Source organism: Jiella soli, assembly GCF_020615385.1.
Lineage (GTDB): Bacteria > Pseudomonadota > Alphaproteobacteria > Rhizobiales > Rhizobiaceae > VKMB-3413.
On sequence record NZ_JAJAVB010000027.1, the window covers coordinates 88,189 to 105,605 of the forward strand.

Annotated in this window: 19 protein-coding genes, 1 pseudogene and 1 riboswitch; of the genes and pseudogenes, 12 read left to right on the forward strand and 8 right to left on the reverse strand. The window is 68.1% G+C overall.

Features of this window, described 5'->3' with window-relative positions:
* Positions 1–18: 18 nt before the first annotated feature.
* Complete coding sequence (locus tag LH400_RS18895; protein WP_229154722.1) at positions 19–915, reverse strand: LysR family transcriptional regulator; 897 nt, start codon at positions 913–915, stop codon at positions 19–21.
* A 120-nt stretch (positions 916–1,035) separates the two neighbouring features.
* On the opposite strand from LH400_RS18895, the gene LH400_RS18900 reads away from it, so the two are divergent.
* Positions 1,036–1,689, forward strand: a complete 654-nt coding sequence (locus LH400_RS18900) for an NADPH-dependent F420 reductase (protein WP_229154724.1) — start codon at positions 1,036–1,038, stop codon at positions 1,687–1,689.
* Positions 1,690–1,871: 182 nt separating this feature from the next.
* Positions 1,872–3,068, forward strand: a complete 1,197-nt coding sequence (locus LH400_RS18905; RefSeq protein ID WP_229154725.1) for a pyridoxal phosphate-dependent aminotransferase — start codon at positions 1,872–1,874, stop codon at positions 3,066–3,068.
* 55 nt (positions 3,069–3,123) lie between these two features.
* On the opposite strand, the gene LH400_RS18910 is transcribed toward LH400_RS18905, so the two are convergent.
* Positions 3,124–3,873 carry an SDR family NAD(P)-dependent oxidoreductase gene (locus LH400_RS18910; RefSeq protein ID WP_229154726.1) on the reverse strand — a complete coding sequence of 250 codons (750 nt, stop codon included), beginning with the start codon at positions 3,871–3,873 and terminating at the stop codon, positions 3,124–3,126.
* 105 nt (positions 3,874–3,978) lie between these two features.
* Between LH400_RS18910 and LH400_RS18915 the strand changes: the two genes are divergently transcribed.
* Complete coding sequence (locus LH400_RS18915) at positions 3,979–4,356, forward strand: winged helix-turn-helix transcriptional regulator (RefSeq protein ID WP_229154727.1); 378 nt, start codon at positions 3,979–3,981, stop codon at positions 4,354–4,356.
* Positions 4,357–4,382: 26 nt separating this feature from the next.
* On the opposite strand, the pseudogene LH400_RS18920 reads toward LH400_RS18915, so the two are convergent.
* A pseudogene (locus LH400_RS18920) lies at positions 4,383–4,664 on the reverse strand (MFS transporter); the annotation flags it as partial.
* Between the two features lie 124 nt (positions 4,665–4,788).
* Here LH400_RS18920 and LH400_RS18925 point away from each other — a divergent pair.
* The gene (locus LH400_RS18925) at positions 4,789–5,064 is read left to right on the forward strand and encodes a DUF6460 domain-containing protein (protein WP_229154728.1); all 276 of its coding nucleotides are present in this window, start codon (positions 4,789–4,791) and stop codon (positions 5,062–5,064) included.
* A 45-nt stretch (positions 5,065–5,109) separates the two neighbouring features.
* On the opposite strand, the gene LH400_RS18930 is transcribed toward LH400_RS18925, so the two are convergent.
* Positions 5,110–5,613: a hypothetical protein gene (locus tag LH400_RS18930; protein ID WP_229154729.1), complete on the reverse strand. Its 504-nt coding sequence runs from the start codon at positions 5,611–5,613 to the stop codon at positions 5,110–5,112.
* Positions 5,614–5,728: 115 nt separating this feature from the next.
* On the reverse strand, positions 5,729–6,631 hold the full coding sequence (locus LH400_RS18935) for a histone deacetylase family protein (protein WP_229154730.1): 903 nt from the start codon (positions 6,629–6,631) through the stop codon (positions 5,729–5,731).
* 202 nt (positions 6,632–6,833) lie between these two features.
* Here LH400_RS18935 and LH400_RS18940 point away from each other — a divergent pair, with 202 nt between their 5' ends.
* On the forward strand, positions 6,834–8,129 hold the full coding sequence (locus LH400_RS18940; protein WP_229154866.1) for an MATE family efflux transporter: 1,296 nt from the start codon (positions 6,834–6,836) through the stop codon (positions 8,127–8,129).
* An 82-nt stretch (positions 8,130–8,211) separates the two neighbouring features.
* Here LH400_RS18940 and LH400_RS18945 read toward each other — a convergent pair whose 3' ends face one another.
* Both LH400_RS18945 and LH400_RS18950 read right to left on the reverse strand, forming a co-directional pair.
* Positions 8,212–9,312, reverse strand: coding sequence for a quinone-dependent dihydroorotate dehydrogenase (locus LH400_RS18945; protein WP_229154731.1), 1,101 nt, complete (start codon positions 9,310–9,312; stop codon positions 8,212–8,214).
* Positions 9,309–9,656, reverse strand: coding sequence for a DUF952 domain-containing protein (locus tag LH400_RS18950; protein WP_229154732.1), 348 nt, complete (start codon positions 9,654–9,656; stop codon positions 9,309–9,311). Before LH400_RS18950 ends, LH400_RS18945 begins: the two co-directional genes overlap by 4 nt.
* A gap of 166 nt (positions 9,657–9,822) precedes the next feature.
* Here LH400_RS18950 and LH400_RS18955 point away from each other — a divergent pair, with 166 nt between their 5' ends.
* Complete coding sequence (locus LH400_RS18955; protein ID WP_229154733.1) at positions 9,823–10,353, forward strand: hypothetical protein; 531 nt, start codon at positions 9,823–9,825, stop codon at positions 10,351–10,353.
* Positions 10,354–10,359: 6 nt separating this feature from the next.
* On the opposite strand, the gene LH400_RS18960 is transcribed toward LH400_RS18955, so the two are convergent.
* A complete protein-coding gene (locus tag LH400_RS18960; protein WP_229154734.1) occupies positions 10,360–11,340 on the reverse strand; it encodes an alpha/beta hydrolase in 981 nt (326 codons plus the stop codon).
* A gap of 353 nt (positions 11,341–11,693) precedes the next feature.
* Positions 11,694–11,819: riboswitch (TPP riboswitch) on the forward strand.
* 92 nt (positions 11,820–11,911) lie between these two features.
* Here LH400_RS18960 and thiC point away from each other — a divergent pair.
* The 6 genes from thiC to thiD all read left to right on the forward strand — a co-directional run bounded on the left by thiC (position 11,912) and on the right by thiD (position 17,368).
* Entirely contained in the window at positions 11,912–13,759 is a 1,848-nt protein-coding gene (gene thiC / locus LH400_RS18965; RefSeq protein WP_229154735.1) for a phosphomethylpyrimidine synthase ThiC, read from the forward strand.
* Between the two features lie 5 nt (positions 13,760–13,764).
* A complete protein-coding gene (thiO, locus tag LH400_RS18970) occupies positions 13,765–14,769 on the forward strand; it encodes a glycine oxidase ThiO (RefSeq protein WP_229154736.1) in 1,005 nt (334 codons plus the stop codon).
* Positions 14,738–14,935, forward strand: coding sequence for a sulfur carrier protein ThiS (gene thiS, locus LH400_RS18975; RefSeq protein WP_229154737.1), 198 nt, complete (start codon positions 14,738–14,740; stop codon positions 14,933–14,935). The genes thiO and thiS overlap by 32 nt, the downstream gene beginning before the upstream one ends.
* Before the next feature lie 4 nt (positions 14,936–14,939).
* Positions 14,940–15,713 (forward strand): thiazole synthase, encoded by a 774-nt coding sequence (locus tag LH400_RS18980; RefSeq protein WP_229154738.1) that lies wholly within the window; start codon positions 14,940–14,942, stop codon positions 15,711–15,713.
* Positions 15,710–16,345, forward strand: coding sequence for a thiamine phosphate synthase (locus tag LH400_RS18985; protein ID WP_229154739.1), 636 nt, complete (start codon positions 15,710–15,712; stop codon positions 16,343–16,345). Before LH400_RS18980 ends, LH400_RS18985 begins: the two co-directional genes overlap by 4 nt.
* Positions 16,346–16,606: 261 nt before the next feature.
* Positions 16,607–17,368 carry a bifunctional hydroxymethylpyrimidine kinase/phosphomethylpyrimidine kinase gene (gene thiD / locus LH400_RS18990; protein ID WP_229154740.1) on the forward strand — a complete coding sequence of 254 codons (762 nt, stop codon included), beginning with the start codon at positions 16,607–16,609 and terminating at the stop codon, positions 17,366–17,368.
* Positions 17,369–17,417: the final 49 nt, after the last annotated feature.

Below are 17,417 nucleotides of genomic sequence, written 5' to 3' on the forward strand. Positions count from 1 at the left end.
GCTTCGGGACATGGCCCGTCAGCGGCGGCGCGGGAATTCAGCGGCGACCATGTCGACGAAGGCCTTCAGCTTCGCCGTCGGGCGGCGATCGGGAGCGGTCAGCACGTGCATCTCCCAGGACGGCCCCTCCCATTCGGGAAGCAGCCGGTTCAGCCGGCCGTCCACGATCAGCGGCCCCAGAAGCGATTCCGCTCCCATGGCAATGCCGCTGCCGGCAAGAACCGCGGCCACAATGGCGCGCGCGTCGTTCGTCCGCAGCCGGCCGTTCACGCGGACTTCCTCGCTCTCGCCGCCCTTGGTGAAGACCCAGACATGGCTGCGCGTCTCGCTGGAGCCGATGAAGACGATGCACTCGTGGCCGGCGAGATCGCGGGGATGCTCCGGCTCGCCGCGCCGCGCAAGATAGGATGGGGCGGCCACCACAACGAGGCGGTATGGCGCGAGCGGTCGGGCGATCAGCGAGGAATCCGCCAGGGCGCCGATGCGGATCACCGCCTCGAATCCCTCCTCGATCAGGTCGACCTTGCGGTCCCCGAGAACGAGGTCGACCTCGACCTGCGGATATCGCTCCATGTAGTGGACCACCAGCGGCGTCAGGCTTTCGCTGCCGAAGGTCACCGGCGCGTTGACCCGCAGACGGCCGCGCGGCGCGGCCGCGATCTCCTCGGCAAGCGCATCGGCGGCTTCGGCTTCGGCGAGCACGATCCGGCACTGGTGGTAATAGGCCCGGCCGAGCTCGGTGAGGCTCTGGCGTCGCGTCGTGCGGGCGATCAGCCTTGCGGACAGGCGCGCCTCGAGCGCGGCGACATGCTTGCCGACCATCTGCTGCGACAGGTCGAGCGCCTTCGCCGCGGCCGAAAAGGAGCCGGCCTCGGCAACCTTCACGAAGACGGCCATGCTGGCGAGCCGATCCATGATTTCCAACCGATCGTTTCAGGTCATTGTCTCAGATGCCGATTTATCTCTACTTCATGAACAATCAAAGTCTGTTTCCGAGGCCGCACCGGGCGGCCGGAAGCAGGGAAGTTTCAAGAGATGAAGATCGCAATGATCGGGGCTGGCTTCGTCAGCCAGGCCGTCGCCAGACTCGCCATCGCCCATGGCCACGAGGTGATGGTCTCGAATTCGCGCGAGCCGAAGACGCTGTTCAGCCTTGGCTATGGGCTCGGCTGCAGGACCGGGACCGCGGAGGACGCGGCGGTCTTTGGCGAGGTCGTGCTGGTCGCCGTGCCGCTGAGCGCGATCGGCGATCTACCCGCCGCCGCGCTGGCCGGCAAGATCGTGATGGACGCGAACAACTACTATCCGCAGCGCGACGGGCAGATCCCGGCGCTCGATGCGCGTGAGACGACGACCAGCCAGATGCTGGCGCGGGAGCTGCCGGACGCGCGCATCGTCAAGGCGTTCAATGCCATCGAGGCCCGCGATCTCGTCAAGGACGCGCGACCCGCCGGCGCCTCCGACCGACGCGCGCTGCCGGTCGCGGGCGACGACGCCGAGGCCAAGCGGATCGTGATCGCGCTAATCGAGCAGCTCGGCTACGACGCTGTCGATGCCGGTGCGCTCGAAGACAGCTGGCGTTTCGAGCGCGACAAGCCGGCGTATTGCATCCCATTCGACCCGGAGGGTCTGCGAAAGGCGCTCGCGGCGGCCGAGCGCGATGTCGAGGTTCCGCGAGAGCGGCGCTGAACCGGACGGAACGGAGGTCGCGGCGGCGGCGCTTCTTTCGGCGCCGCACGACCATGGGCGGCCGATCGATCCGCTCCCTGCGGTTCGCCCGTGTCCTGGTCTTGCCAAGGGCGCGCCGCAAGGTCCAAGGATCTCCCGCGCCGGTACCCACTGCCGGCGAGGGAGTGAAACGGACCGACACCATGCTGCACACGACCGCCGCCTTCGACCGCATCGGCGAGGAGAACGCCTTCGCCGTCCTCGCCCGGGCCACCGCGCTCCAGCAGGCCGGCAAGGACGTCATCAATCTCGGCATCGGCCAGCCGGATTTCTCGACGCCGGCGCATATCGTCGAGGCCGCGGTGAAGGCGCTGCGCGACGGCCATCACGGCTACACGCCGGCGACCGGACTGCTGGCGACGCGCGAGGCGGTGGTGCGCCGGACGCTGGCGACGACCGGCGTCGAGGTCTCGCCCGAGCAGGTGATGATCATGCCGGGCGGCAAGCCCACAATGTTCGCGGCGATCGTCATGTTCGGCGAACCCGGCGCCGAGATCCTCTATCCCGACCCCGGCTTCCCGATCTACCGCTCGATGATCGAATTTACCGGCGCGACGCCCGTGCCGGTGCCGATCCGCGAGGAGAACGGCTTCGCCTTCTCGGCCGAGGAGACGCTGTCGCTGATCACCGACAAGACGCGGCTCCTGATCCTCAACTCGCCGGCCAATCCGACCGGCGGCGTGACTCCGCGCGCCGAGATCGAGAAGCTGGTGAAGGGGCTCGCCGACCATCCGGACGTCGCGATCCTGTCAGACGAGATCTACGACGTCATGACCTATGACGGCGAAGAGGCGACGTCGCTCCTGACCTTCCCGGAGATCGCCGACCGGCTGATCGTGCTCAACGGCTGGTCGAAGACCTGGGCGATGACCGGCTGGCGGCTGGGCTGGTCGATCTGGCCGGCGGGCGGAGCGGGCCGCAAGCTCTACGACAATGTCCGCAAGCTGGCGGTCAATTGCTGGTCCTGCGTCAACGCGCCGAGCCAGTTCGCCGGGATCGCGGCGATCGACGGGCCGCAGGACGACGTGGCGACGATGATGGCGGCCTTCGACCGGCGCCGAAAGGTGGTGGTCGAGGGGCTGAACGCGCTGCCGGGGGTCTCCTGCGCGACGCCGAAGGGCGCCTTCTACGCCTTCCCCAACATCGCCGGGACCGGCTGGAAGGCCAAGCCCCTCGCCTCCGCGCTCCTGGAAGAGGCGAGCGTCGCGCTGATCGGCGGACCGGACTTCGGCATTCTCGGCGAGGGCTATGTCCGCCTGTCCTATGCCAATTCCGAGGAGAACATCCGCCGGGCGCTGGAACGGATGGGTGCGTTCCTTTCGGAGCAGCCGGCGCGCTAGCCGACCGGGCGATCGGGGGCGAGGATGCCGCCGATGGCCCAGCCGTGAAGGCGTGTCAGACCTGCGCCATGCCGCCGTCGGCGAAGATTTCGCTGCCGGTCATGACCGCGCTGTCCGCCGAGGCGAGGAACAAGGCGACGGCCGCGATCTCGGCCGGATCGGCGATCCGCCCTGCTGGGGTCTGGGCGATCAGCGCGTCGTAGAGCATGGTGCCTCCGCCCGCCGCCTGCGCGACACCGTCGAGGCCGGGCGTCGCCGTCGCGCCCGGCGACAGGACGTTGACCCGGATACCGGTCCCCTTCAGGTCGAGCGCCCAGCTGCGTGCGAGGTTTCGGACCGCCGCCTTGGTTGCACTGTAGATGCTGAAGGCGGGGGTGCCCATCACGCCGGTGGTCGATCCGGTGAGGATGATCGAGCCGCCCGATCGCATCAGCGGCAGCGCCTTCTGCACCGTGAAGACCACCCCCTTCACATTGGTGCCGAAGGTCAGATCGAACGAGCCCTCTGTGATCTGGCCGAGGGGTTCGACCTGCCCGCCCCCGGCGTTGGCAAACAGCACGTCGATGTGCCCGTGACCGGTCCGCACGGTCTCGAACAGACGATCGAGATCGGCAAGGCGCGAGACATCGCCTTGGACCGGCGTCACCGCGCCGCCGATCTCCGCGGCCGCCTTCTCGAGCTCGGCCTGCCTGCGGCCCGTGATGTAGACATGCGCGCCCTCTGCGACGAACCGCTTTGCGGCCGCGAGGCCGATGCCGCTGTTCGCGCCGGTGACGACCGCGATCTTTCCGTCCAACCTACCCATGACAACTCTCCTGTTCCGGGGTGGAGGCGTTGAGGTATGGGCGCACTGACATTAGCTCCAGTATGCACCTTTTGGTAAGTGCCAAAGAAAATGCGGAGATCCTGAATGACGAATCCCTTCACCTGCGGTCTCGATGCCGTGCTGTTCGTCATCGGCGGCAAGTGGAAGCCGCTGATCGTGTTCCATCTTGCGCGCGGCACGCTCCGCTATGGCGAGCTGCGCCGCGCGGTCGGCCGGGCAAGCGATAAGGTGCTGATCCAGCAGCTGAAGGAATTGCAGGCCGACGGCATCGTCCGCCGCGTCGATCACGGCGAGGTTCCGCCCAAGGTGGACTATTCTCTGACCCCCTTCGGCATCAGCCTCGCAAGGGCGCTGGAACAGCTCTGCGAATGGGGAACGAGGCACGCGGACGATCTGGCCGCCATTCTGGCCCGCCGGGAGACCGGCGAAGAGACCGGTCCCTCCGCCGTCGTCGAGGCCTGATAAGGACCGCGGCGCGCATAGTCGACGAAATAGGAGATCAGGATGCCGCTGGTGATGCACATCTGGTTGAGCGAAACGACCGCGCCGCGCTTGTCCGCCGGTGCCATCTTGCAGAGATAGAGCGGCGTCAGCATGGACGCAACGCCGATGGCGAGGCCGAGCACCACCCGCCCCGCGAGAAGGACGATGTAGCCGGGGGCGAAGGCACAGAGGAGCGCGCCGGCGACGAAGAGCGCGGCCGTAGTGATGATGACGCGGCGGCGGCCGAAGCTGTCGGAGAGGCTGCCGGCGAATGCCGCACCGTTCACTGCTCGGGCGTCTCGCGCGCACGCCCAAACCCTCGATCCGGAGCAGGACTCGCCCTTCGCTCTTGCGGCGATGCAGACGGCCGCCTACCTGCGGAACGAAGGGCCAAGGACGAAGGGATTGCGCATGTCGGGTCGCGTGGAACGATTTCTGGGAGGTTCACCGGTCGGGGTGGCGGTCCGGCTCGTGCTCCTGTCGATCGTCGTCGGACTGATCCTCTCCTGGCTCAGCTGGAACCCGCACGACATCATCCGCTGGGCGGTCGACTTCGTCGACTACATCTGGGTCAGCCTGTTCGGATCGATGGAGCGGGCGATCTACTATTTCATTCTCGGCGCCGCGGTCGTCGTGCCGGTCTTCCTGATCTCGAGGCTGTTGAAGATCGGACGAAGCCGGTATTGATGTGCCGACCGCTAAGTTCGTCACGCTTCATTCGACCTAGCGCGGCTAGTTCTTTTCGTCCTGCAGCCTCTTCTCTGCCGCCTTCTTGATAACTTCGGCATTGAGCGAGAGTGCTTCCACTATTTGATGGATCGGGTCGGCTCCACCCGAAAGCAGGGACGCGACGAGCAGGACGTCGGCAAGGCGTAGCGGCCAGTGCATCGTCGACTGGTCAGCCAGCAGCGCCCCGACCACGCTTACCCCGCAAAGCCCGAGAAAAGCAGAAAACAGCAGGGAAAACCCCATCGCCCAGCGGCGCCTGACGGCCTCCGTCCGCTCCGTATCCTCCTCCTTAGTTCCCAAGACGAACGTAACATAGACTTCGGTCGCGCGCTCGACAAACAAAGCCAGGATCAAAAACGTCCCAAGACGTTCGACCATGCTGAGAAAGATATCGCCATCCTTGAAGGCGACAAGCGACAGATCCTCCACGCTCTTGGACAATATCCAGATTGCAAAGAGCAGAAGGATAGACGCGACGAAAATCTGGACCTTGCGCGTGCTACTCAAGCTGGCGCCCCTTTTAAGACAATCGCAGATTGTCACCTTAGCAACTGAGGGTCAACAACTTTCCCTAAGGGAATGAAATTGCGCATTCAGACCAGGGTCCTTTACTCCGCCGGCTTCACCCGAACTCCCGGGCCACCCGGTGGATGATCGTGTGGCGCCGCGCCAGACGGTCGATGTCGCGCGAATAGCCGCCGCCGATGACTGCCGCCACGGGGATGTCCCTGCCGCGGAAGAAGCCGATGACGCGCCGGTCGCGCTCGAAGAGGCCGGCGTCGGTGAGCGACAGGCGTCCGAGGCGGTCCTCCGCGTGCGGATCGACGCCGGCATTGTAGAAGACGAGATCCGGCCGGGCGGTGTCGAAGGCTTGCGCGATGGCCGCGCCGAGCGCATCGAGATAGGCCGCATCGCCGGTGCCGTCCGTTAGCGGCACGTCGAGATCCGAGACCGCCTTCTCGCTCGGATAGTTCTTCTCGCCATGCAGCGACAGGGTGAAGACCCGCTCGTCCTGCGCGAAGATCTTCGCCGTGCCGTCGCCCTGGTGGACGTCGCAATCGACGACGAGCACCCGTCCCACGTCTCCATCCGCAAGCAGCACCGAGGCCGTGACAGCGACGTCGTTGAAGACGGAAAAGCCCGCTCCGCCGCCTCTCGCGGCATGGTGGCTGCCGCCGGCCGTGTGGCAGGCGAGCCCTTCGGCGAGCGCCAGGCGCGCCGTGAGCACCGTGCCGCCCGTCGCGCAGCGCGAGCGCATGGCCACGCGCTCGTCGACCCTAAATCCGATCGCCTTTTCCATTTCCGGCGGCACCGCCTGATAGAGCACCTGATCGACATAGCGGGCGTCGTGGGCGAGCCGCAGCCATCCGGGCAGCGCCGGGGCCGGCATATGGAAGCGCCCCGCGCCGACGATCCCGTCCTCGACCAGGATCTCGGCGAGCCGGGTGAACTTCGACATCGGGAAGCGATGATGGGCGTCGAACTGAGCGTCGAAGGCGGGATGGTGGATGATCGGGACCGGCATAACGCCTCTAGATAGGCGCCGGCGGGCGGTGCGCGAGGCGGGCCTTGCGTTCCGCCCGGCGCGGTGCCATCGCAGAGCGATGCAGCGCATCCCGGAAGAGCCGACCGCGGAAATCGACAGACCCGCGGCCTCCCGGCCGGGGGAGCGGCGCGTGCGTCCCTTCACCGTGACGAATGCCGACGTCTGGAAGATCACGCTTCCGATGACGCTCGCCTTCCTGACGACGCCGCTGCTCGGTCTCACCGACACCGCCGTCGTCGGCCGGATCGGCGACGCCGCCGCGCTCGGCGGCCTCGCCGTCGGCTCGCTGATCTTCGACTTCGCCTTCGCGACCTGCAATTTCCTGCGCTCCGGCACGACCGGCCTTACCGCACAGGCGGTCGGGGTCGAGGACGACCGCGAGGTGCAGGCCGTCTTCTGGCGCGCGGCGATCCTCGCCGCCGCCATCGGGCTCGCTCTCGTCGTGACCGAGCCTGCGCTGACAGCGCTGGGTCTCCTCGCGATCGCGCCGGGGCCGGAAGTGGCCGAGACGGTCCGGACCTATGTCTTCGTGCGCATGTTCTCGGCGCCCTTCGCCCTGTTCAACTATGCCGTGCTGGGCCATGTGCTCGGGCGCGGGCACTCGACGCTCGGGCTTGCGCTCCAGCTCGTCGTCAACGGCACAAACATCGCCCTCTCGATCCTCTTCGGGCTCGTCCTCGACTGGGGCGTCGGCGGCGTCGCGCTCGGCACGGTCTGCGGCGAGGCGGTCGGCGCGCTGGTCGGCCTCCTCGCGGTGCTTGGGGGCTTCGCACAGGGCGAGCGCCCGTCATGGCAGCAGATCGTCGACAGGACCGGCTTCGTCAGGATGGTGGCGGTCAACCGCGACATCATGATCCGGTCGCTCTGCCTGCTTTCCGCCTTCGCCCTGTTCACCCGCATCGGCGCGAGCTTCGGCGCGGGGGTGCTCGCGGCGAACGGCCTCCTGATGAATCTCTTCATGATCGGCTCGTTCTTCCTCGACGGCATGGCGACCGCCGCCGAACAGCTGATCGGCCGAGCCGTCGGCGCCAGATGGCGTCCCGCCTTCGACCGCGCGACGCGTCTGACCATCGCGTGGGGGCTGGGTCTCGGCGTCCTGATGGCCGTCGTCTTCGCAGCCGGCGGCCGGGCCGTGATCGCCTTCCTGACCACCGATCAAGGCGTGCGCGGAACGGCCGGCGACTACCTCTTCTGGGCGGCGGCGACGCCGCTCTCCGGCGCACTCGCCTTCATCATGGACGGTGTCTTCATCGGCGCCACCTGGTCGGGGACGATGCGCGACATGATGATCATCTCGCTGGCGCTGTTCGTCGCCGCGGCCTACGCTCTGACGCCGCTGCTGGGCAATCACGGCCTGTGGCTGGCGATGGTCCTGTTCCTCGGCGTGCGGGGCCTCAGCCTCCTTGCCGCCCTGCCCGCCCGGCGCAGACGGAGCTTTCCCGATCCCGCCGACGCCGGGGCGGGCCTGCACCAATGATGTCGGATCGCGCCGGGCCGTCGCTTTCGACCCGTTCAGTGCCGGTTTCCTAAGGTCTCCCCGGCGCTCGGACCGGCACCCGTCAGGCTGCTGGAGGCGGCGCCTCTAGCTCTTCCTCCAGCCGGCGATCACGTAGCTGCGACACATGGTCGATGCCGTGCCGCTCCATGTAGCGCAGCATGCCGAGGAGGATGCGCGAGGGAAGCTTGGGGCCCCGGTAGACGAGACCGGTGTAGAGCTGGACGAGGTCGGCGCCCGCCTCGATCTTGCGGATCGCGCCCTTGGCCTCGTCGATGCCGCCGACGCCGATCAGCGGAAAGTCGGGCCCGACGGCGCGGCGGAACTTCGCCAGCACATAGGTCGAGCGATCGAGAAGCGGCGCGCCGGACAGGCCGCCCGCCTCCTCGGCCAGGGGTTCTCCCGGGACCTCGGCGCGCGACAGCGTCGTGTTGGAGACGATCAGCCCGTCGACCGCCCGCTTCTTCGCGGCCTCGGCGATCTCCCAAATCTGGTCCTCGGACAGATCCGGCGCGACCTTGACGAAGACCGGCTTGCGCTGGGAGGCCATCAGGGCGGCAAAGCCGTTGCGCGCCGCAACGACCGACTTCAGGAGACGGTCGAGATCGTCCCCGGACTGAAGGCTCCGCAGGCCCGGCGTGTTCGGCGAAGAGATGTTGATCGTCAGGTAGCTCGCAAAGCTCTCGAAGGCGTTCACCCCCTCGACATAGTCTGCGATGCGGTCCTCCGAATCCTTGTTCGCCCCGATATTCACGCCGACGATGCCGGCCTTGCGCGCGCGCGCGGCCATGCGCTCGACGGCCTCGGCATGGCCCTCATTGTTGAAGCCGAGCCGGTTGATGACCGCCCGGCTCTTCTCCAGCCGGAAGATCCGCGGCTTCGGATTGCCCTCCTGCGGGCGCGGCGTCAGCGTTCCGACCTCCACGAAGCCGAAGCCGAGCCGCAGCGCCGCATCCGGCACCTCGGCGTTCTTGTCGTAGCCGGCGGCAAGGCCGACGGGATTGGGAAAGGAGATGCCGGCGACGCGGGTGCGCAGCCGGTCGTCCACGGGAATGTCGATGCGCGGGACGAGGCCGCGCCTCAGCGCGTCGATCGACAGGCCGTGAACGCGTTCGGCGTCGAAGCGGAACAGCACCGGCCGCGCCAGCCGGTACCATTTGCTCATCGCATCGAGCCCGGGAAGAGGTGGTACCCATCCGGCCCGAGCGGCAGATCCTCCATCCACAGGACGGCATCGAGCGTCAGGCTGCCGTAAAGATGCGGAAACAGGGCGCCGCCGCGCGAAGGCTCCCATTTGAGCGCGTCGCCGAGCTTTTCAGGATCGACCGCGACCAGCACCAGGCCGTGCTGGCCGGAAAAATGCTTCGCCGCCGTCTCGCGCACCTGCGCGCTGGTGGAGAAGTGGATGTAGCCGTCGGCCTCGTCGACCGGCGCGCCGTTAAAGACACCCTCGGCCTCGGCCTTCTGCCACATGGCGCGCGGGACGATCTTGTAGATGGGCTGTTCCATGGCGAAACCGTTGGCAAACAAAGCGGCAAACGTCAATTCCCGGCTCCGGTTGCCTTATGCGCGACACGCCGAGCCGATACGCATCGCCATGACGCGCGGCGACAGCATCGCGCCGGAAGGCCCCGGCCAGCCGCCGCCCTTTCGCATCGCAGACCGGAGAGACACCATGACCCGCCTTCGCAGCACGAGCCTTCTCGTCAGCCTCGCGGCCGCCTGTTCCACCGGGCTTACCGCCCCGGCCCTCGCGCAGTCCGGCATCATCGATCCGCCGACCGGCCGCTACCAGATGATGCCGGTGGACGGCGGCGTCGCGCGCCTCGACACGGCGACGGGCACCGTCGAGCTCTGCCAGGCCAAGGGCGACCGGATGGTCTGCGGCGACACCTCCGGCCTCGCGCCCCTGCCGTCGGGATCCGCGCCGGCTCCCGATCTCGACGCCGAGGGCGACGCGGACACGGAGACCACCGACCTTCAGGGCCGCCTCGACGCCCTCGATGACCGTGTTGCCGAGCTGGAAGCCGCCCAGCGGGACACCCTCAAGCTGCCCGACACCGACGAGGCGATCACCCAGATGCACAAGCTGTTCCGCGGCTTTGCCGACATCGCCAAGGAACTCGACCGCGAGTTCAACGACGACCGCCGCGGCCCGCATGACGACCGCCGGATGCTGCCGCAATACAAGGGCCCGACGCTGTAGGTCGCTTCACCCCAGCCCGGCCATCCGGTTCCGCAGGAAGGCTTCCTGGTCGTCCAGCGTCCTTTCGCCCGCCTTGCTCGGGAAGGCCTGGAAAACATGCGCGCCGCCGTTCGTGAGCGAGAGTTCGGCGCGGCTGCCGGATGTGGCCCAGCGCGTCGCCATGAACAGCGTGTCGTCGATCAGAAGGTCCGCCGTGCCGCAGGAGAACAGCGCCGCCGGCAGGCCGGAAAGGTCGGCATAGAGCGGCGAGACGGCCGGATCCTTGAGACTGTAGCTGTCCGGCACGAAGCGCAGGACGAACTCCTTGATGTCGTCGGCATTCAGGACGAGCCGCTCTTCGCCGCAGCGGCGCACGCTCGGCGTGAGCGACAGGTCATAGCAGCCGGCGACGAGGTTCGCCGCCTTGAACGGCATCATCGCGTAGTCGTCGCGCAGCCGGATCAGCGTCAGGACGGACAGATGCGCCCCCGCCGATTCGCCACCGATCGCCAGAAATCCGCGCGGCAGGTCGAGATGGCCGTTCGCCAACGCGACCGCCACGCTTGCGCAGTCATCCGGCGCGGCCGGAAAGGGATGCTCCGGCGCCAGGCGATACTCGACCGAGGCGACCGTCAGGCCGGTATGGTCGGCGAGCCGCCGCAGGCGTGGATCGCTTTCCTCTGCGCCGCCCCAGACCCAGCCGCCGCCATGAATGTGCAGAAAGGTGCCTCGTGTCTGCCCGTCGGAGGGTCTCAAGACCCGGATCTGGATGGCCCGGCCGGCCGGGCCGAAATGGGTGATCGTCTCGGCCGCCCGGTCTTTCGGCGCGGCGGGAAACGTCCCCTTCCCCTCCTTGCGCATCCGGCGCACCTGGTCGATCGGCATCGCCCACGGATCGGGCCGCGTCTTCTGATCGGCCACGATCTTCCGGTTGAGCGCGGCGAGTTCCGGATCGACCTCTTCCGGATCAAAGGCCGCCGGATCGATCGAAAGTCGCTGCGTTGCCATCACACGTTCCCCTGTTGCCGATGCGGAAAGTTAGGCGCCTGACGCGATCATGGTAGGGCTTCGCGACACGGCGAAGGGCAAGCCGACCGCCTTTTCCCCGCGGGGCGCGCGGAGAGGGGTTCCCGTTTTCTGGTCAAGACCGCGCTGGTTCGAAGCCGCAGCGCCGGGGCGCTCTGGAACAGACATCCCGCGATCGCTCCGAGGGACAAGAGGGTCCGGACAGACGACCGCGCGGCACTTGCAAGCCGATAGGGCGACGGCGCCAGGGCGCGGAGTTGCGGCTGACGGCCTCGAAGCGGCAGCCGGCCAAACACAGCCGGATTGACAGGCGCAAAAGCCGGGATCATGCTTGCGGCCATCACCAGGGGAGTCCCGGCAAGGGGCTGAGAGGCTGATGGCGCTCGACGAGAGCGCAGCGCAGCGACCCTTCGAACCTGATCCGGCTCACACCGGCGTAGGGATGGTCAAGGCGCGTTCGGCCGGCGGAAATCCGTCATCTTCAAGCCCTCGCGCGGTCTCCACTCCATATGCCCGGACCGGATCCCAGAGCGAAACGCTTAGGGAGCGTCCGATGAATCTCATGACCCCGCTGGCCAATGCCGGCCCGCTGCCTGCCTCGACCAAGGTCCATGTCCCCGGAAGGCTTCATCCGGAGATCGCCGTGCCGATGCGCCAGATCGCGCTGCATGCGACGGCGAAGGAACCGCCGCTGACGGTCTACGACGCCTCCGGTCCCTATACGGACCCGGCGACGACGACCGACGTCAACCGTGGGCTGACCCGGTTGCGCGAGGCCTGGATCACCGCCCGCGGCGATGTCGAAGCCTATGACGGCCGCCACGTCACGCCGGCCGACAACGGCTTCGTCTCCGCCGACCGGCTGACGCCGGAATTTCCCGTCCGCAACCGGCCCTATCGCGCCACGGGCGGCAAGGCCGTCACCCAGATCGCCTATGCCCGGGCCGGCATCGTCACGCCGGAGATGGAGTTCGTCGCGATCCGCGAAAACCTGGGACGCCAGCAGGCGGCCGAGACACTGGCCCGCGACGGCGAGGATTTCGGCGCGGCAATCCCCGACTTCGTGACGCAGGAATTCGTGCGCGACGAGATCGCCAGGGGCCGGGCGATCATCCCGGCGAACATCAACCATCCGGAAACCGAGCCGATGATCATCGGCCGGAACTTCCTGGTGAAGATCAACGCCAATATCGGCAATTCCGCCGTCACCTCCTCCATGGCCGAGGAGGTCGACAAGATGGTCTGGGCGATCCGCTGGGGCGCCGACACCGTCATGGACCTCTCCACCGGCCGCAACATCCACAACATCCGCGAATGGATCATCCGCAATTCGCCCGTCCCGATCGGCACCGTGCCGATCTACCAGGCGCTGGAGAAGGTGAACGGCGTTGCCGAGGATCTCACCTGGGAGGTGTTCCGCGACACGCTGATCGAGCAGGCCGAGCAGGGCGTCGACTATTTCACCATCCACGCCGGCGTCCGCCTCGCCCATGTGCCGCTGACGGCGGAGCGAGTGACGGGCATCGTTTCGCGCGGCGGCTCGATCATGGCGAAGTGGTGCCTCTCCCATCACCGCGAGAGCTTCCTCTATGAGCATTTCGACGAGATCTGCGACATCGCGAGAGCCTATGACGTCTCCTTCTCGCTCGGCGACGGCCTGCGTCCGGGCTCGATCGCCGACGCCAACGACGCCGCGCAGTTCGCCGAACTGGAGACCCTCGGCGAACTGACCAAGATCGCCTGGGCCAAGGATTGCCAGGTGATGATCGAGGGCCCGGGCCATGTGCCGATGCACAAGATCAAGGCCAATATGGACAAGCAGCTGAAGACCTGCGGCGAGGCGCCGTTCTATACGCTGGGACCCCTCACCACCGACATCGCGCCGGGATACGACCACATCACCTCGGCGATCGGCGCGGCGCAGATCGGCTGGTTCGGCACGGCGATGCTCTGCTACGTGACGCCCAAGGAGCATCTGGGACTGCCGAACAAGGCGGACGTCAAGACCGGCGTCATCACCTACAAGCTCGCCGCCCATGCCGCCGATCTCGCCAAGGGCCATCCGGGCGCGCAGGAAAGAGACGACGCGCTTAGCCGCGCCCGCTTCGAGTTCCGCTGGGAGGATCAGTTCAACCTCTCGCTCGACCCGGAGACGGCGCGCGACTTCCACGACCAGACCCTGCCGAAGGAGGCGCACAAGGTGGCGCATTTCTGCTCCATGTGCGGGCCGAAATTCTGCTCGATGAAGATCAGCCAGGACATCCGCGAGGAGGCGCGCCGCGAGGGCATGGAGAAGATGGCGGAGAAATACCGCCGCGAGGGCGACCTCTATATGCCGCTCGATGCCGCTTCCGCAGGGGCGACGCCCGGTGAGGCCGGCCGCGGAGAGGGCGCGGAGTAGCAGCCATGCGGGTGACCGTTTTCGGCGCGGGGGTGTTGGGGCTCACCTGCGCCGTGGCGCTCGCCGAGCGCGGCTTTTCAGTCGTGCTCGGCGAGCGCTCCGAGCCCCTCGGCAGCGGGGCCGCCTCCTGGCTCGCCGGCGGCATGCTCGCGCCCTTCTGCGAGGGCGAGACGGCCGAGGAGCCGGTCGTCCGACTTGGACAGCAGGCGGCGAACTGGTGGGAGAAGCGCGTGCCGGGCGTTGCCCGGCGCGGCACGCTGGTCGTGGCGCCAGCCCGCGACGCGGCGGAGCTTCGCCGTCTCGCCGGGCAGACGGAGCACCACCGATGGCTGGACGAAGCCGCGCTCGCGGCCCTGGAGCCGGATCTTGCCGGCCGCTTCCGCCGCGGCCTCTTCTTCGCCGAGGAGGCGCATCTCGATCCGCGCCAGGCGATGGCAGCGCTGGCCGACCGGCTGAGGAACCTTGGCGGCACGATCGTCTTCGGCGCCGACCATCTGGACGTCTCGCCGCACGGCCTGATCGTCGACTGCCGGGGCTTTGCAGCAAGGGACGCCCTGCCGGATCTGAGGCCGGTCAAGGGCGAGATGCTGCTCCTGCGCACGGGCGACATCACGCTCTCGCGCCCGGTCCGGCTCGCCCATCCGCGCACGCCGGCCTATGTGGTGCCGCGGGGTGGCGGGCTGTTCATGATCGGCGCGACCATGGTCGAGGCGGGGGACCGGCGGGTTACCGCGCGCGGCGTCGCCTCGCTGCTCAATGCCGCCTATGCGCTGCACCCCGCCTTCGCCGAGGCGGAGCTGGTCGAGACCGGGGCGGACCTGCGCCCGGCCTTTCCCGACAATATGCCGCGCCTTCGCCGGCGCGGGTGCACCCTCTTCGTCAACGGCGTCTATCGCCACGGCTTCCTGCTCGCGCCGGCGCTTGCCGAGATGGTGGCCGAGGCCGTCGCCGACCCCGATTCCAGACCGGAGCTGATGGATGAAGATCATCGTGAACGGCGAACGGCGTGAGGCCGAAGCCGTGACGCTCGCCGCCCTCCTTCTCGACCTCGGATATGAGGGCGCGATCGTCGCGACCGCGATCAATGGCGACTTCGTGCCGGCGAGCGACCGCGAGGCGCAGCCGCTCGGCGACGGCGACAGGGTCGAGATCCTCGCGCCGATGCAGGGGGGCTGAGCCGATGCCGACCCTCTACGGCACCGAACTTACCTCGCGCCTCTTCCTCGGCACCGCGCAGTATCCCTCGCCAAAGATCCTCGCCGACGCCGTCGAGGCCTCCGGCGCCGAGGTGGTAACAGTCTCGGTGCGCCGCGAGACGGGCGGTCACCTCGCCGGGCAGGAATTCTGGAGACTGATCCGGCAGCTCGGCGTGCGCGTCCTGCCGAACACCGCCGGCTGCTTCAGCGTCAAGGAGGCGGTGACGACGGCCAGGATGGCGCGCGAACTCTTCGGGACCGACTGGATCAAGCTCGAGGTCGTCGCCGACGAGGACACGCTCGCGCCCGATGTCTTCGGCCTCGTCGATGCGGCGGATAAGCTCGTCGCGGAGGGCTTCAAGGTCTTCCCCTATACGACCGAGGACGTCGGCGTCGCAGAGCGGCTGGTCGAGGCCGGCTGCGAGGTCCTGATGCCCTGGGGCGCGCCGATCGGGACGGGGCGCGGCCTTGCCAATCCCGCTGGGTTGAAGACCCTGCGCGCGCGCTTTCCCGACCTTCCCCTCGTCGTCGACGCCGGCATCGGACTGTCGTCCCATGCAGCCGAGGCGATGGAGCTCGGCTATGATGCGGTCCTCCTCAACACCGCCGTCGCCAAGGCCGGCGATCCCGTCAAGATGGCCCGGGCCTTCGCGCGGAGCATCGAAGCCGGGCGCCTCGCCTATGAAGCGGAGCCGATGGAGCCGCGCGACATGGCCGCGCCCTCGACGCCGATGCTCGGCCGGGCGGTGTTCGAATGAGGCTCGCCGGAAGCCGGGAGCAGATCGATCCGTTCTATCCGATCGTCCCGTCGGCCGACTGGGTGGCGCGTCTGGTACCGCTCGGGGTCAGGCTGATCCAGCTCCGTGTCAAGGACGGGACCGAGGCCGAGATCCGGGCCGAGATCCGCCGCGCCCGCGGCGACTGCGCGGCGCAAGACTGCGTTCTCGTCGTCAATGATCACTGGCGCCTCGCCATCGAGGAAGGCTGCGGCTTCGTCCATCTCGGCCAGGAAGACCTCGACACCGCCGACGTTCCGGCGATCCGCGCCGCCGGGCTCTCGCTCGGCCTCTCGACCCACGACCATGAGGAACTCGCCCGCGCCCTCGCCTTCGCGCCCGATTACGTCGCGCTGGGGCCGGTCTATCCGACGACCCTGAAGGCGATGCGCTTCGCGCCGCAGGGGCTGGAGCGTGTCACCGAATGGAAGCACCGGATCGGCCCGATCCCGCTGGTGGCGATCGGCGGCTTCACGCTGGAACGGACGGAAGCGGCGTTCGCGGCCGGCGCGGACATCGTCTCCGTCGTGTCGGACATCGTCGGTGCGGACGATCCGGAGGCGCGGACGCGGGAATGGCTCGCTGCGACGCGGGCGGATGCGGCCTGTGGTTGACATTGGGTCGAAACCGGCGAACGTGATGCCTGACGCGAGCGTTCCACCCCCCTCTGCCTGCCGGTATCTCCCCCACAAGGGGGGAGATCATTTCGCACGAGCGGTATCGGCTATTCGCAGCAGGTCTTGTTCGCCTGAGCATTGGCGGAAGCGATCGGACGCAGAAGTTGCCGATCTCTCCCCTTGTGGGGGAGATGCCGGCAGGCAGAGGGGGGTATACGACCGGCGTGTCGGACGACGTGTCTCCTACGAGAGGCATCATTGCTAGCGACCGATCGCCCGAACGTCCTCGTCATCGCCGGCTCCGACTCCAGCGGCGGCGCCGGCATCGTGCGCGACGTCGCGACGCTCGCGGAGATGGGCGCCTCTGCCGCACTCGCCGTCACGGCTGTGACTGCACAGACCGATGCCGGCGTGAGCGCCGTTCACATGATACCGCCCGGCGTGGTCGCGGAGCAGGTTGCCGCCGCGCTCACCAGCGGCGAAGTTGGTGCCGTGAAGATCGGCATGCTCGGCTCGGCGGAGATCGTTCGGGCGGTCGCGGCCGCGCTCGGCGAGCATGCCGCCGGCATCCTCGTTGTTCTCGACCCGGTCCTTGCCTCTTCGTCTGGCCGCACCCTGCTCGACGACGCCGGTCGGGAGGAACTGACGAAGGCGCTCCTGCCACTGACGACACTGCTAACCCCGAACCTGCCGGAGGCCGCGATCCTGACCGGCATGCCGCCTGCAGCAGACGAGGACGAGATGATCGCGCAGGCGCACCGGCTCCTCGATCTGGGGCTGCGCGCGGTCCTCATGAAGGGCGGCCATGGCGGCGGAGCGGAGGCGGTCGACATTCTCGTTCGCCGGGGGAAGCCCCCGCTGCGCCTCGCCTCGCCTCGCCTCACGGGGACGCTGCGCGGGACCGGCTGCCTCCTCGCCTCGGCGATCGCCGGCGGGCTGGCGAGAGGCCTGCCGCTCACGGAGGCCTGCCGCTCCGCCAAACAGAGGCTGGACATCGCCTTCGCTTCCGCTGCGACTTGACGCCGAAACGGCGGACGGGCCGCACTCGCGCCCGTCCTTGAAATTTCAG